Source organism: Microbacterium sp. P5_E9, from assembly GCF_054049175.1.
The window spans coordinates 37654-50727 of the sequence record NZ_JBFUMV010000011.1; the positions used below are offsets into that span (position 1 = coordinate 37654).

A 13074-nucleotide genomic window follows, 5' to 3' on the forward strand; every position below is an offset into this window, starting at 1 on the left:
CCATCCTCCCCGATCAGAGGCCGCGGTATCGGAAGTGCCGGAGGATCGCGGGCTCGTCCTGATCGGGCAGCGGTTCGACGCCGATGACCCGGCCGGTGAACCCCCCGGCGACCTCGGTCGAGAGGTACCGGCCGTCGAGTGAGGCGATCGGCTGGAATCCATCGGCGCCGATCATCCCGAGTTCGAGCGTGTCGGTGGTCGACGTCATCCCGAACATGCCCTGGGCGGGCGCGCTCGAGCGGATCGCGAGCGTGACAGTCGACCCCGCCGGAGCGTCGGCTGTTCCGAGCACCTGGTCGAACGGCCCGACCACTGCGCGAGCCGAGACGGCGCCGCCCGTCGACTCGACCGCCACCCAGTGTGCATCGTCGGAGCGCAGCACGAGCCGGGCGCTGCCCGACGCCACCGTCGCCTGCGCCTCCCACGCCGAGTGCTCGACGCGGGTCGCGAGCAGCGGGCGGTGGTCGAGAGATTCCGGATGCCGCACCTCGATGCCGCCGCCGGGTGCCGGGCTCGTTATCGACGCCGGGTGCACGCCCGGCGCGATCCAACGCAGGTCGAGCGCGGGCGACGAGAAGTCGTCGTCGAGGTCACCCGACCAGGGTGGGATCTCGAATGCCGACTCGTCGACGACGGGCCAGTCGTCTATCCACTCGACGCCCGCGAGGAAGGTCTCGCGCCCGTTCAGGTGGAAATGGGGGCTCGGGCCGACCGGGCGCACGCCGAGGTAGACCATCGCCCAGCCGTCCGCCGTCTCGACGAGGTCGGCGTGCCCGGTGTTCTGCACCGGGTCGATCGTGCTGCGGTGGCTGAGGATCGGATTCGCCGGATTGCCCTCGTACGGCCCGTCGACCGAGCGCGACCGCGCGATCGTCACGGTGTGCCCACGTTCGGTGCCGCCCTCGGCGAGCAGCAGGTAATACCAGTCGCCGCGGCGGTAGATATGCGGTCCTTCGGGATTCGCGAGTCCGGTTCCGCTCGAGATGCCGCGGGGCTCGCCGAGCAGTTCGCCGGTCGCGGGATCGAGTGCGACCTGCATGATCGGCAGACCCCCGTCCCAGCCGCCGGCCCAGGTGAGATAGCAGGTGCCGTCTGCGTCCCAGAACAGATCCGGGTCGATGCCGAGAGCCCCTGTCGTGTAGACGGGCTCAGACCACGGCCCTGCCGGCTCGGCCGCAGAGACGATCAGATGCCCATCGCGCACCCGGTTGATGTTCGTCGTGATCATCCAGAACCGGCCGTCGTGGTGACGGATCGTCGGGGCGAAGATCCCGCTGCTGCCGGCCGACGACGGCAGCGACAGCTGGTCCTCGCGATCGAGCACGTTGCCGATGAGCTCCCAGGTGACGAGGTCGCGGCTGTGGAAGATCGGCACCCCCGGCAGGTACTCGAAGGACGAGTTGACCAGGTAGTAGTCGTCGCCGACCCGGCAGATCGAAGGGTCGGGGTGGAACCCGGGGATGATCGGTGTGGCGCTCATGTCATTCCTTCTCGGTGGGGCTCGCGTGCTATCGCACGGCGGAGAAATCCGGCTCCCGGCTCAGTCGCGCCAGGAGCCCATCCACTCATCCCAGTGGGGTCCTTCGCTGAGCGCGAGGCCTGCGCGAGCCTGCTCGTGGAGGCCTCGCATCGCGAAGTCGAGGTAGCGGAGGTGCAGGGCGTCGGCCTGGGCCCGCGGCAGTGGCAGCGCCGGGCGCAGGTGCAGGAGGAGCTGCATCACATCGGCGGTCGTGAATCCGTGGGGGAGCAGGCCGTCGGCCTGGTCTCGGGCGACAAGGAGTTCGAGGCTGCCGCGCAGCTCCTCTGAAGTGGCCGCCAGCTCGGCGGGAATCGGGTTGCCGCCGCCAGGCGGCTGCAGGATCGGACCGGTGGCGCCGGTGATCTGCCGAGCGAGGAAAGTGGCCACGGCCCCCGCAGGCGCCGCATCGTCGCCGGCGGCGACTTCGCGGGCGAGCAGGGCCGCGTCGCTCACGGCGTTCACGCGGAGAGCCTCGACCAGAGCTTCCTTAGTCGGATAGCGGCGATAGATCGAGGCGACGCCGACGCCCGCCTGGCGGGCGATCTCGGCCATCGAGGCGTCATGCCCTCGAGCGGAGAAGACCTCGCGCGCGGCCGCGAGCACGGCGGAGTCGTTCGATCGAGCTTCCTGCTGTCGTCCGGGCAGACGGCGATCGGGGGCGACGGGCTCGGGCATGACATCAGTGTAGACAGTGCTACGGTTGTATCGGAACGGAAGTTCCGTTCCGATACCTTTAATCCCGCACGACAGAGAGCGAACCCCATGTCCCTCGCGACCACCGTTCTGGAGCCGGCCGCTCCCAGCGTCCCCGCAGTCAGCGCAGCCCCTGCTTCGCCCGAGCTGCGTCACCCTGGCCGGTTCACCTTCGCGCTCAGCGCGGCGGTGCTCGCGTTCTCACTCATGCAGACCCTCGTGGTGCCCGCGCTGCCGACGATCGGCAAGGAACTGGGTGCGTCGAGCCTCGGCACGGGGTGGATCCTCACGGCGTTCCTGCTCGCCGGTGCCGTCTTCTCGCCCGTGGTCGGCAAGCTCGGCGACCGCTTCGGCCACCGCCGGGTCATGCTCATCTCGATGATGGTGTTCGCCGCCGCGACCCTCCTGGCCGCTGTCGCCCCGAACCTCGGCGTGCTGCTCGCAGCCCGTGCCCTGCAGGGCGTCGGCACCGCGACCTTCCCGCTCGCGCTTGCGCTCGCGCGGTCGACCCTGAAGGGCCCGCGGCTCGCGGCGGCATTCGGCTGGATCCCCGGCATGATCGGGCTGGGTGCCGGTCTCGCCCTCGTCGTCGGCGGGATCGTCGTGGACGTGCTGTCGTGGCGGTGGATCTTCATCCTCGGCGCGATCCTGATCCTGGTCGCTGCCGCGATGGTGCTCGCCTGGGTGCCCCGCGGCTCCGCAGCGATCGCCAGCGGGCCGATCGACTGGCCCGGCATCGGGCTGCTCGCCGGTGGCCTCGTCGGTGTGCTGCTCGCCGTGTCGCAGGGGGGCGCCTGGGGTTGGACCTCACCGCTCACCATCGGCGTGGGCGCCGCGGGCATTGTGCTGCTCATCGCGCTCGTCCTGGTCGAACTCCGCAGCGCAGCCCCGGTGGTCGATGTGCGCACGTTCCGTCAGGGGCCGATCGCGCTGCTCAGTCTGCTCACCGTCGTCGTCGGCTTCGTCCCCTATGTCTTCTACATCGCCCTGCCGCTGCTCATGCAGGCACCGGCCGGCACGGGGTACGGCTGGGGGATGAGCGTCACCGCCTCGGCGCTGGCGATGCTCCCGAGCGCCGTCCTCGTCTTCCTCGGCGGCCGGCTGACGCCGGTGCTCGTCGCTCGCGTGGGCGGCGCCGTCACCGCCGTCCTCGCCGCCGCGGTCATGGGAGTCGGCGCAGTCGTCCTCGCGATCTGGCCGACCATGCCCGTCGTCGTCATCGTCGGCTTCGCCGTGCTCGGCCTCGGCAACGGCATCGGCTATGCGATCTGCGCGCAGCTGGTCGTGACCTGGTCGCCCGCGAACGAGACCGGTGCCGCCACCGGCCTGAACAGCGTGGTGCGCACGATCGGCTCGGCCGCCGCCGCTCCGGTCGTGAGCGCGGTGCTGGCCGCCGGCGCCGTCTCGGCCGCAGCCCCGACGGCCGCATTCTCGCTGGCCTTCTGGGTCGCAGCCGGTGCCGGCGCCGTCGGTGCCGCGGTGGCCATGGTGCTGGTCTCGAAGGCGCGCATCCGCCGGTCTTGAATCACACCAGCATGACGATGTCGGAGATCACCCACTCGCCCTGCACCAGGTCGATCGTGTAGACCCAGTATTCGTCGATGAGGACCGGTGCGTCCAAGGGCTGACCATCGGCGTCGGTCAGTGAGTCGAAGGTCTCGTGGGACTTGATCTCGAAGCGGGTCGCGGACGGCCGTTCGATGTCTGTTGCAGTGAACGCGAAGTTGGCGACCCCCGCGCTCCACTCTCTCGCAGCTGGGCCGAACGCGGCGCATCCCGAGAGGCCATACGAGTCGCGCAGTCCCTCGGTGGTCGTGCTCGCGTAGGCGACGCAGTCCGCATCGCTCCATGCCTGGTTATAGGCACCCATCGTCTCGAGCGCCGCACGTTCGTTCGTGTTGTCGGCATCGTCTTCGGCCGCGGCCTGGTCGTCGCCTTCGGCGATCAGCCAGGTGCCGTCCACGTCGACCAGGTGATACCGGTAGGGGGCGCCGGACTGGTAGGGCGGATCGAGCGGATTGCCGGCCTCGTCGGTGTCGAGCGTGCACACCTCGACCACGTCGAGCTCGATCTCGGTGTTGTGCACATCGAGGCTGTCATGGAAGCGGATGTCCTCCTGGTGCACGTCCATCGGGCAGTACGCGTTCTGATCGGCGATGTACTGCTGGAAGGTCGCGCAGTCCGGCCATTTCATGGTCTCCCGATAGCCCGCCGTCGTCGAGGCCATCAGAGCGTCGCAGTCACCGGTCGAGTAGGCGGACTGCCAATCGACCATCAGTCGGTCGACCGCCTGCTGCTCCTCGGCGCTCACCAGCCCTTGCGTGCGTCCGCCGGTGAGATCGTGGACATCCTGGATCTTCCAGGCGCCCCCCAAATGCACGAGATGGAACCGGTAGTCGAATTCGACCGGAACAGGGGATGGTACCCGTTCGAAGTTCTGGTCGATGAGACTGTCGAACTTGACGTGCACCAGCGCAGCGATGGTGGCACGACCCGTGCCGCCGATGGATATCGGTGTGAACTCCATCGGGTCCATGATCTCGGAGCGGCCGTGCGCCCGGTTGACGAAGGTCTCGCAATCGGGAATTGCGAGGTAGTTCCGGAATCCGGCGGTGGTGACTTCGAAAAAGGCGTCGCAGTCGGCTTCCGCGAATGCCTGGTCGTACTGCGCGATGGCCTTCATGACCTCCGCGGTGTTGTCGCCGGAGGGCGACGGCGACGGCTCGGCGGCTGTCGCTGTCGCGGGGATCGTGGTGAGCAATCCGGTGCATGCGAGGAGTGCCGCAGCGGCGAACGCCCACCGTGAGGGATGCCGCGGCGCGCGGCGACGATCGTTCCAGCCCCCAGAGCCGCCCATGGCCGGATCATAGACCCGATTACCGCATGTCGTCGATGAGCCAGTCTTCGCCGTCCGCGACGACGATGTACACCCAGTCGATCGACTCCGCACTCGGCTCGTCGAGCGGGGTGCCCCCTTCGTCGAGCAGGAGAGTGTACGTCTCGGTGGTGCCCACGAGGATCTTGCCGCCCTCCTCCTGGACATCGACGAGCGTGACCGTGTAGTCGTCCGCGGCGACGGCGAACGCCTCCGCCTGGCTCTCGAACGCCGAGCAGTCCGTGAGACCGGACTGCGTGCGGAATGCCTCGGTGGTCGATGACATGTAGGCATCGCAGTCGGCATCCTGCCACGCGTCGTTGTACAGCTGGGTGGCGGCGACTGCCGCCTGCTGGTCGGCCGTCAGATCGCCTCCCGCCCCCGCGCCCTGACCGAGCAGCCCGACGAACAGCCGCGGAATGAAGACCGCGGCGAGGATGAGCACGCCGAGCACCACGACCCCGAGCACCGCCCACACGATCCACAGCTTCGACTTCGTCGGCGGGACGGGTGCGGGGGGTGCGCCCGCGGGTGCTTCAGTGATCACGGAGCCCTGCGGCGCGTAGCCGCCATCGGCCGGCGGTGGGACATCCACCGGCGTGTCCGTGCCCGCTGCAGCGACGTGCTCCGTCCAGCGGGAACCGTCCCACCAGCGCATCGTGCCGTGACCATCGTCGTACCACCCGCTCGGCGTCGTCCCCATGCGAGAAAGATAGCCCTCGAGACGATCGGCTACGAGATCGGTTCACCGAAGGCTTGGTCGCCTAGGCGCCGAACTCGCGGTACTTCTTCGGCAGCCCCGCCACGACGAGCTCATAGGACCGGTCGATCGCCTCACGGAGCTCGTCTTCCGGGATGCCGCCGCCGGTGTTCAGCGAGTTCCAGCCTGACCGGCCGATGTACGCCGAGACCCGGGCATCCTGCGGATACCGCGCGATCCACTCGTCGGCTTCGTCGCGGGTCGTCGCCGCTTTGACGCCGATCGCGTGCCCGTCGCCGAAGAAGGCGAAGATCTTGCCGCGCTCGCCGGGCCCCACCTTGAAGACGACGTCGCCTTCCCAGGGCTGGTCCTCCCAGGCGCCGGGCTTCGCGGCGCAGTATGCGTAGACGTCATCAGGGCTCACGGCGCCAGTATCGCCCACCCGCGCGCGTCGCCGTAGGAAAAAGTTGCTACTCAGTGTTGCCAACTACCAGTACTTAGTGTTACCGTTTACCAGTAGTCAGCAACACCGAGTAGATAGGAGGTGAGTCGTGGGAAACCAGATGACGGAGATGCTCAAGGGCACTCTCGAAGGCATCGTGCTCGCGATCCTCGCCGAGCGCTCCGCGTACGGGTACGAGATCACGGCCTGGCTGCGGGAGCAGGGCTTCTCGGACATCGTCGAAGGCACCGTCTACGCCTTGCTCGTACGCATCGAGCAGCGGGGCTTCGTGGATGTCGAGAAGGTTCCGTCCGAGAAGGGTCCGCCGCGCAAGGTGTACTCGCTCAACGCGAACGGCCGAGCGCAGCTCGGCGAGTTCTGGGGGACGTGGAGTTTCCTCGCAGAACGCATCGAACAGCTCCACCAAGACCAGACGAATGACCAGCGCGAAGGAGAGAAGTAATCATGGCTGCAAAGTGGATCGAGTTCCTCACCGGATCGCTCGATGACAAGAAGGCATACCGGCAGTACAAGGCCCGCATCGCGGCGCTGCCCGAGCCGTATGGAACGGCCGCGAAGGCCTTCGAGCGCTACTTCATGTACAACGGCGGGATCACCGACGGCGACCCTGCCGTGATGATGACGATGCTGAACGACTTCGCCGACCTGTGGGAGCGGGCCGCCGCCGATGGGACGCCCGTCGACGAGATCGTCGGTGACGACCCCGTCGAGTTCGCCGAGGCCTTCGCCGCCGCCTACTCGGGCAAGCGCTGGATCGACAAGGAGCGCGCCCGCCTGACCGACACCATTCAGGGACTCAGCAAGGAGGACGGACAATGACCACGGATGCCGCGATCCGCGTCAGCGGAATCGAGAAGTCCTTCAAAGAGGTGCACGTGCTGCGTGGCGTCGACTTCGACGTGGCGCGGGGCAGCATCTTCGCCCTGCTCGGCTCGAACGGCGCCGGCAAGACCACGGTCATCCGGATCCTGTCCACGCTGCTCAAGCAGGACGCAGGCACCGCGAATGTGCACGGCTTCGATGTCGCCGCACAGGCGCAGGACGTGCGCGAATCGATCAGCCTCACCGGCCAGTTCGCGGCCGTCGACGAGATCCTCAGCGGACGCGAGAACCTCGTGCTGGTGGCGAAGCTGCGACACCTGAAGAACCCGGGCAAGATCGCGGACGACCTGCTCGCGCGCTTCTCCCTTACGGATGCCGGGGGCCGGAAGGCCGCGACCTATTCCGGTGGCATGCGCCGTCGCCTCGACATCGCGATGAGCCTCATCGGCAACCCGCCGGTCATCTTCCTCGACGAGCCGACGACGGGCCTCGACCCGCAGGCGCGGATCGAGGTGTGGCAGACGGTGAAGGAGCTCGCCGGCCGGGGCACCACGGTGCTGCTCACCACGCAGTACCTCGACGAGGCGGAGCAGCTCGCCGATCGGATCGCGATCCTCCACGAGGGTCGGATCATCGTCAACGGCACGCTCGCCGAACTCAAGAAGCTGCTGCCGCCCGCGAAGGTCGAATACGTCGAGAAGCAGCCCAGCCTCGAAGACGTCTTCCTCGCCCTCGTCGGCGACCCTTCGACAGGCTCAGGGACCGAGATCAAGGAGCGATCATGACCACCACGCACTTCTTCGGCGACACCACTGTCCTGACCGGACGGTCGCTGCGCCACATCCTGCGCAGCCCCGACACGATCATCACGACTGCCGTCACCCCGGTCGCCCTGATGCTGCTCTTCGTCTTCGTGTTCGGCGGCGCCATCGACACCGGCGGGGTCTCGTACATCGACTACATGCTCCCCGGCATCCTGCTCATCACGATCGCGTCGGGCATCGCGTACACCGCCTACCGGCTCTTCCTGGATCTGCAGGGCGGCATCTTCGAGCGCTTCCAGTCGATGCCGATCGCCCGGGCGAGCTCGCTCTGGGCGCACGTGCTGACCTCGCTCGTCGCCAACATGGCGTCGATCGTGATCGTGGTCGGCGTGGCCTTGATTCTGGGCTTCCGCACCGGCACGAGTGTGCTCGGCTGGCTGGCGGTAGCCGGCATCCTGATCCTGTTCACCCTTTCTCTGACGTGGATCGCCGTGATTGCCGGTCTGTCGGCCAAGACCGTGGACGGTGCGAGTGCGTTCTCGTACCCGCTGATCTTCCTGCCGTTCATCAGCTCGGCCTTCGTCCCCACCGACACGATGCCCCCGGCAGTCGCGTGGTTCGCTGAGAACCAGCCCGTGACGCCCATCATCGACACCATCCGCGACATCTTCTCCGGTCAGCCGGTGACATCCGATATCTGGGTCGCCCTGGCGTGGTGCGTCGGCATCCTGGTCGTCGCGTACTTCGCGGCGATGGCGATCTACAAGCGCAAGATCAGCTGAGCCCAGTCCGAAAGCCCTCCCGCGGTGCGCAGTGCACCGCGGGAGGGCTTCGGCGTTAAGGTCGGCATCATGGAACCACTCGCCCCAGGGATGCGGCGCATCGGCAAGGTCATGAGACGCCTCCCCGGGTCGTCGGTGGCCAAGGCGACGCCGGAGCAGATCGACCGATCGAGCGGCGCCGGAGCCCCGGAGGCGATCGCGGCGATCCTGATGGGATCTCGCCCGAAAGGCGTGACGAGCGAGGATCGCACGGTCGACGGAATCCCCATCCGCGTCTACACGCCGGAGGGTCCCCGCGCAACGCGACCGCTGATCGTCTACTTCCACGGTGGCGGGTTCGTCTTCGGCGACCTCCGCGGGGGCGACTGGATGTGCGGCACCGTCGCGAAGGACCTGGACGCGATCGTCGTGTCCGTCGGCTACCGGCTCGCGCCGAAGCATCCGTTCCCCGCCGGCATCGACGACTGCCGCGCCGCGCTCGCGTGGGCCGCCGAGCATGCGACGGAGCTGGGCGCCGACGCGGCGCGGATCGGCATCATGGGGGAGTCGGCCGGCGGCAACCTGGCCGCGGTCGTCGCACTGATGGCGCGAGATGACGGCGGCCCCGGCATCCGCCACCAGGCTCTGCTCTATCCGGCGACCGGGGGCGGAGACACGGCGTCCCGCCGCGCGAACGCGGACGCCTTCATCCTGACCGCCGCCGACATGAAGCGGTTCGGCGAGCTCTACGCCGGTGACGACGCGGACTGGCGCGTCTCACCGCTCAAGGCCGCATCGCTGGCCGGGCTGCCCGCTGCGATCGTGATCGTCGGAGGCCACGACCCCCTGCACGACGACGGCGTGCTGTATGCCGAGGCGCTGCGTGCGGCGGGCGTCGAGGTCGAACTCGTCGACTATCCCGCGATGCCGCACGGATTCCTCAATTTCCCGCGGTTCGCGCGCAGCGCCGCGCCCGCGATGGCTGCCGTCGTCGCCGCGCAGCGAGCCGCCCTTCGGTAGGTCGCGGCGGGGCCGACTCGACCCATTTGGTGGAGCGCTCCCACGGCCACTAGCGTCAGCAAGATGGACCTTCATCTGGCAGGCAAAGTCGCGGTCGTCACCGGCGCGAGCAAGGGAATCGGGCTTGCGATCACTCGCGCCCTCGTCGCCGAGGGCGCGAATGTCGTTGCCGGGGCTCGTTCGATCACCGATGAGCTGGGCGCCCTGGCAGACACGGGTCAGGTGCTCGCGGTCGCGATCGACCTCTCCACCGCCGAGGGACCTGCCGAGCTCGTGTCTCGAGCTGCGCACTTCGGCGGGCTCGACATCGTCGTGAACAACGTCGGTGCGGTCGCCCCGCGAACCGCCGGATTCCTCGAAGTCAGCGATGACGACTGGCTGGCCACCCTGAACCTCAGCCTGATGGCAGCCGTGCGCACCACGCGCGCGGCGATTCCGCTGCTGCTCGAGCGTGGGGGCGGAAACGTCGTGACGATCGGCTCGGTCAATGCCTTCCTTCCCGACCCCGGCGTGATCGACTACGCGGCCACGAAGGCAGCGGTGTGGAACCTCTCCAAGTCGCTGTCGAAGGAGTTCGGGCCTCGCGGCATCCGCTTCAACACGATCAGTCCCGGACCGGTCTCGACCCCGCTCTGGCTCGGCGAGAACGGAGTGGCCGCGACCGTCGCGAAGAGCATGGGCGTCACGCCCGAAGAAGCCCGCCGCAGGATCATCGAGGGCGGCGGCGGATTCTCCACCGGACGATTCACCGAGCCTGAAGAGGTCGCCGACCTCGTGCTCCTGCTCGCGAGCGACCGTGCCGGCAACGTCACCGGCGCCGACTTCCTCATCGACGGCGGCCTCACCAAGGAGCTCTGAGCCGACGCGCGTCGAAGTCTCGTCAGCGGTCGAGCAGTCCCAGTAGGCGCGCCGCGGCGACGGCGCGGGCGCGGGTCGGCTCGCCGAGTTTGCGCAGCACCGCCGCGATGTGGTGATCGACCGTGCGCGGCGAGACGATGAGCGTCGCCGCGATCTCCGCCGTCGACAGTCCGCGATCGAGCAGCCCGAGCACCTCGAGCTCGCGTGCGGTCAGCTGACCGGGCTGCGTGCGGGCCGCCGTGCGCGGACGGCGGGGGAGCGGCAGGCCGAGCTCGCGCCTGGTGCGCAGCACGGCCTGCACGGACTGGGCGGCGCCGAGGGCATCGAGCACGCGCACCGCGCGATCCGCGGATGCCGCATCCGGCGCGAGTCCGCAGGCATAGGCGCTCCAGACCGGGCTTCCCAGGGCATCCCACGCGTCCGCGGCGGCGAGGGGACTTCCCTCGAGAGCGAGACGGAACGGCTCGGCGAGCGGCAGATCGGTCTCCCGCTCGCATCCGCCGAGCATCCGCCACCAGGCGAGCTCACCCACGGCCCACGGGTCGGAATGAGCGAGCGCGAGGGTCCATGCGGCATCCGTCAGCGGTCCGATCGTGCCGGTCGTGCCGCGCAGCCACGCGTCCTCGGCGGCAGCGCACGCGGCGGGGGCGATGCGCTGGATCTCCCGCGTGCCGGCGGCGAGCTCGGTCGCGTGGGAGAGGAAGGCGGATGCCTCCTCCCCTCGACGCGCGAGGACTCGCCCGGCGGCGGCGGCGGCGGGAATCGCCGAGACGGGCGCGATGTCCGGGTGGTCGAGCAGCAGCAGCGCATCCGCGAGGGCGTCGTCGAAGCGTCCGATGTCGCCGAGAGCCACGCACCGCCACGCCCGCATGTAGCGCGCCCACGAGTCGAGGTCGCGATCCTCGCAGTATGCGATGCCGGCATCGAGGTGCACGAGGCCGGCGCTGTACCGATGCTCGGCGACCGCTTCCGAGGCGAGATTCGTGTACGCGCGTGCCGCGTGCTCGGACAGATCGGCTGCCAGCGCGAGGTCGAGGCTCCGGGCGAGCAGCGCTTCGCCCTCGGGAATGCTGCCCGATGTCATGGTGACCACGCCGAGGTTGTTGAGCGCGTGGGACTCGATTTCGACGTCGCCGAACTCGATCGCGAGCGCGAGCGCCCGCCGGGCCCACAGCACCGCCTCGGCGTCGTCGCTCGCGAGCATCCGCAGCTGCGCGAAGTTGCTGTACGCCATGGCGAGCGCCCGGCTGGGTCCGAGTGGCTCGAGGCTCGCGATCGCGCGAGCGGCATAGCGCTCGCTGTCAGGGCCGCGACCGAGGAACCAGGACACCCGCGAGAGCCAGCGCTCGTCGTCGCCGACGAGTGCCGCATCGCCGGCGAGCTCGTGGAGTTCCAGCGCACGCTGGCGCGCCGTGAGTGCCTCGGGCAGCTGGTCGGTCAGATAGCACTCGTACGACAGGGCGACGAAGAGTGCGGGGCGGTCGGATGCCGCGGACCCGTGTCGCAGCGCCATCCGATAGTGCGCGGCGGCTTCACGATGGGCGTTGAGTCGTGCGGCGCGCTCCCCGGCGAGCCTCGCGTGGTACGCCGCCGCGGCATCGTCGCCGCACCCCGCGGCATGGTGGGAGAGCGTGCGCGAGTCCTCCGGAGTCCGCGCGGTGAGGGCGCCGAGCGCGCGTCGATGCAGCTCGCTCCGACGCGCCGCCGAGAGGCTGCGCTCGACCGCGTCCCGCGCGAGTTCGTGCCGGAAGCCGAATCCGTCGCCAGTCGGCACCAGCACGCCCGCCTCGACGCACTCGTCGAGGGCGGCGACATCCCGCCCCGCGACAGCGGAGAGCAGCGCGGCGTCCGCGACGGTGCCCAGGATCGCGGCGGCGGCCGCGGCATCCTGACCACCCGGCGAGAGGCGTGCGACGCGGGCCAGCACCGCATCGCTCACCGTCTCGGGAAGGTCTTCGCCGCCCACGGCGAGCGATTCGGTCACGAAGAACGGGTTGCCGTCCGTGCGGGCGTGCAGCATCGCGGCGTCGACCGCCACGCCCGCCTGCTCCGCGAGCAGCGCGACGCCGTCGACGGTGAGCGGCGGGACCATCAGGCGGCGGACGCTCGCCACCGTCGTCAGGTCGCCCATCAGCAGGGTGAGCGGATGCCGCGCCCGCGCCTCGTCGGAGCGGTAGGTCGCGATGATCAGGACGGGGACGCCGTCCAGGCGGCGGGCGAGGAAGCGCAGGGCATCCAGGGTCGCCTCATCCGCCCAGTGCAGATCCTCGAGGATGAGGAGCCCCGGGGAGGCGATGAGCGTGCTGCGCAGTGCGCGGAAGAGTCGGATCCGTTCGCCGCCCGCCTCGAGGCGGGGCACGATCTCGGGGACCGCATCCTGGAACGCGGCGAGCGCGTCCGCGGTGGTGAGGTTGTCGACGCCGCCGACCCGGACCTTCGCCGGCGCCACGACGGATTCTCCGAACGCGCGGACGAGGGCCGACTTGCCGACCCCGGCTTCACCGCCGAGGAAGACAAGGCGGCCCCGTCCCCCGAGCGCAGTGTCGAGCGCTACGGCCAGCTCCCCCAGGAGACTCTCGCGCTCAACGAGCATGTGCCC

13 protein-coding genes are annotated in these 13074 nt (G+C 69.3%); 7 read left to right on the forward strand and 6 right to left on the reverse strand.

Annotated features, from left to right (window positions below):
• Positions 1 to 13: 13 nt before the first annotated feature.
• Together ACXJ3V_RS13825 and ACXJ3V_RS13830 are read right to left on the reverse strand one after the other, a co-directional pair.
• Positions 14 to 1480: a family 43 glycosylhydrolase gene (locus ACXJ3V_RS13825; protein WP_457100898.1), complete on the reverse strand. Its 1467-nt coding sequence runs from the start codon at positions 1478 to 1480 to the stop codon at positions 14 to 16.
• Between the two features lie 60 nt (positions 1481 to 1540).
• Entirely contained in the window at positions 1541 to 2194 is a 654-nt protein-coding gene (locus ACXJ3V_RS13830) for a helix-turn-helix domain-containing protein (RefSeq protein WP_457100899.1), read from the reverse strand.
• 87 nt (positions 2195 to 2281) lie between these two features.
• Between ACXJ3V_RS13830 and ACXJ3V_RS13835 the strand changes: the two genes are divergently transcribed.
• Positions 2282 to 3736 carry an MFS transporter gene (locus ACXJ3V_RS13835; RefSeq protein WP_457100900.1) on the forward strand — a complete coding sequence of 485 codons (1455 nt, stop codon included), beginning with the start codon at positions 2282 to 2284 and terminating at the stop codon, positions 3734 to 3736.
• 1 nt (position 3737) lies between these two features.
• On the opposite strand, the gene ACXJ3V_RS13840 is transcribed toward ACXJ3V_RS13835, so the two are convergent.
• The 3 genes from ACXJ3V_RS13840 to ACXJ3V_RS13850 form a co-directional block, all read right to left on the reverse strand.
• Positions 3738 to 5069, reverse strand: coding sequence for a hypothetical protein (locus ACXJ3V_RS13840; protein ID WP_457100901.1), 1332 nt, complete (start codon positions 5067 to 5069; stop codon positions 3738 to 3740).
• A 19-nt stretch (positions 5070 to 5088) separates the two neighbouring features.
• The gene (locus ACXJ3V_RS13845) at positions 5089 to 5790 is read right to left on the reverse strand and encodes a DUF2510 domain-containing protein (protein WP_457100902.1); all 702 of its coding nucleotides are present in this window, start codon (positions 5788 to 5790) and stop codon (positions 5089 to 5091) included.
• A gap of 61 nt (positions 5791 to 5851) precedes the next feature.
• Positions 5852 to 6211 (reverse strand): MmcQ/YjbR family DNA-binding protein, encoded by a 360-nt coding sequence (locus ACXJ3V_RS13850; protein WP_457100903.1) that lies wholly within the window; start codon positions 6209 to 6211, stop codon positions 5852 to 5854.
• Positions 6212 to 6338: 127 nt separating this feature from the next.
• Between ACXJ3V_RS13850 and ACXJ3V_RS13855 the strand changes: the two genes are divergently transcribed.
• From ACXJ3V_RS13855 to ACXJ3V_RS13880, 6 genes are all read left to right on the forward strand, one after another.
• Positions 6339 to 6692 (forward strand): PadR family transcriptional regulator, encoded by a 354-nt coding sequence (locus tag ACXJ3V_RS13855; RefSeq protein WP_457100904.1) that lies wholly within the window; start codon positions 6339 to 6341, stop codon positions 6690 to 6692.
• A gap of 2 nt (positions 6693 to 6694) precedes the next feature.
• Positions 6695 to 7069 carry a DUF1048 domain-containing protein gene (locus ACXJ3V_RS13860; RefSeq protein ID WP_457100905.1) on the forward strand — a complete coding sequence of 125 codons (375 nt, stop codon included), beginning with the start codon at positions 6695 to 6697 and terminating at the stop codon, positions 7067 to 7069.
• The gene (locus ACXJ3V_RS13865; RefSeq protein ID WP_457100906.1) at positions 7066 to 7857 is read left to right on the forward strand and encodes an ABC transporter ATP-binding protein; all 792 of its coding nucleotides are present in this window, start codon (positions 7066 to 7068) and stop codon (positions 7855 to 7857) included. Before ACXJ3V_RS13860 ends, ACXJ3V_RS13865 begins: the two co-directional genes overlap by 4 nt.
• Positions 7854 to 8618: an ABC transporter permease gene (locus ACXJ3V_RS13870; protein ID WP_457100907.1), complete on the forward strand. Its 765-nt coding sequence runs from the start codon at positions 7854 to 7856 to the stop codon at positions 8616 to 8618. Before ACXJ3V_RS13865 ends, ACXJ3V_RS13870 begins: the two co-directional genes overlap by 4 nt.
• 69 nt (positions 8619 to 8687) lie before the next feature.
• Positions 8688 to 9617: an alpha/beta hydrolase gene (locus tag ACXJ3V_RS13875; RefSeq protein WP_457100908.1), complete on the forward strand. Its 930-nt coding sequence runs from the start codon at positions 8688 to 8690 to the stop codon at positions 9615 to 9617.
• Positions 9618 to 9680: 63 nt separating this feature from the next.
• The gene (locus ACXJ3V_RS13880) at positions 9681 to 10475 is read left to right on the forward strand and encodes an oxidoreductase (RefSeq protein WP_457100909.1); all 795 of its coding nucleotides are present in this window, start codon (positions 9681 to 9683) and stop codon (positions 10473 to 10475) included.
• 22 nt (positions 10476 to 10497) lie between these two features.
• On the opposite strand, the gene ACXJ3V_RS13885 is transcribed toward ACXJ3V_RS13880, so the two are convergent.
• On the reverse strand, positions 10498 to 13068 hold the full coding sequence (locus ACXJ3V_RS13885) for an ATP-binding protein (protein WP_457100910.1): 2571 nt from the start codon (positions 13066 to 13068) through the stop codon (positions 10498 to 10500).
• Between the last annotated feature and the right edge of the window lie 6 nt (positions 13069 to 13074).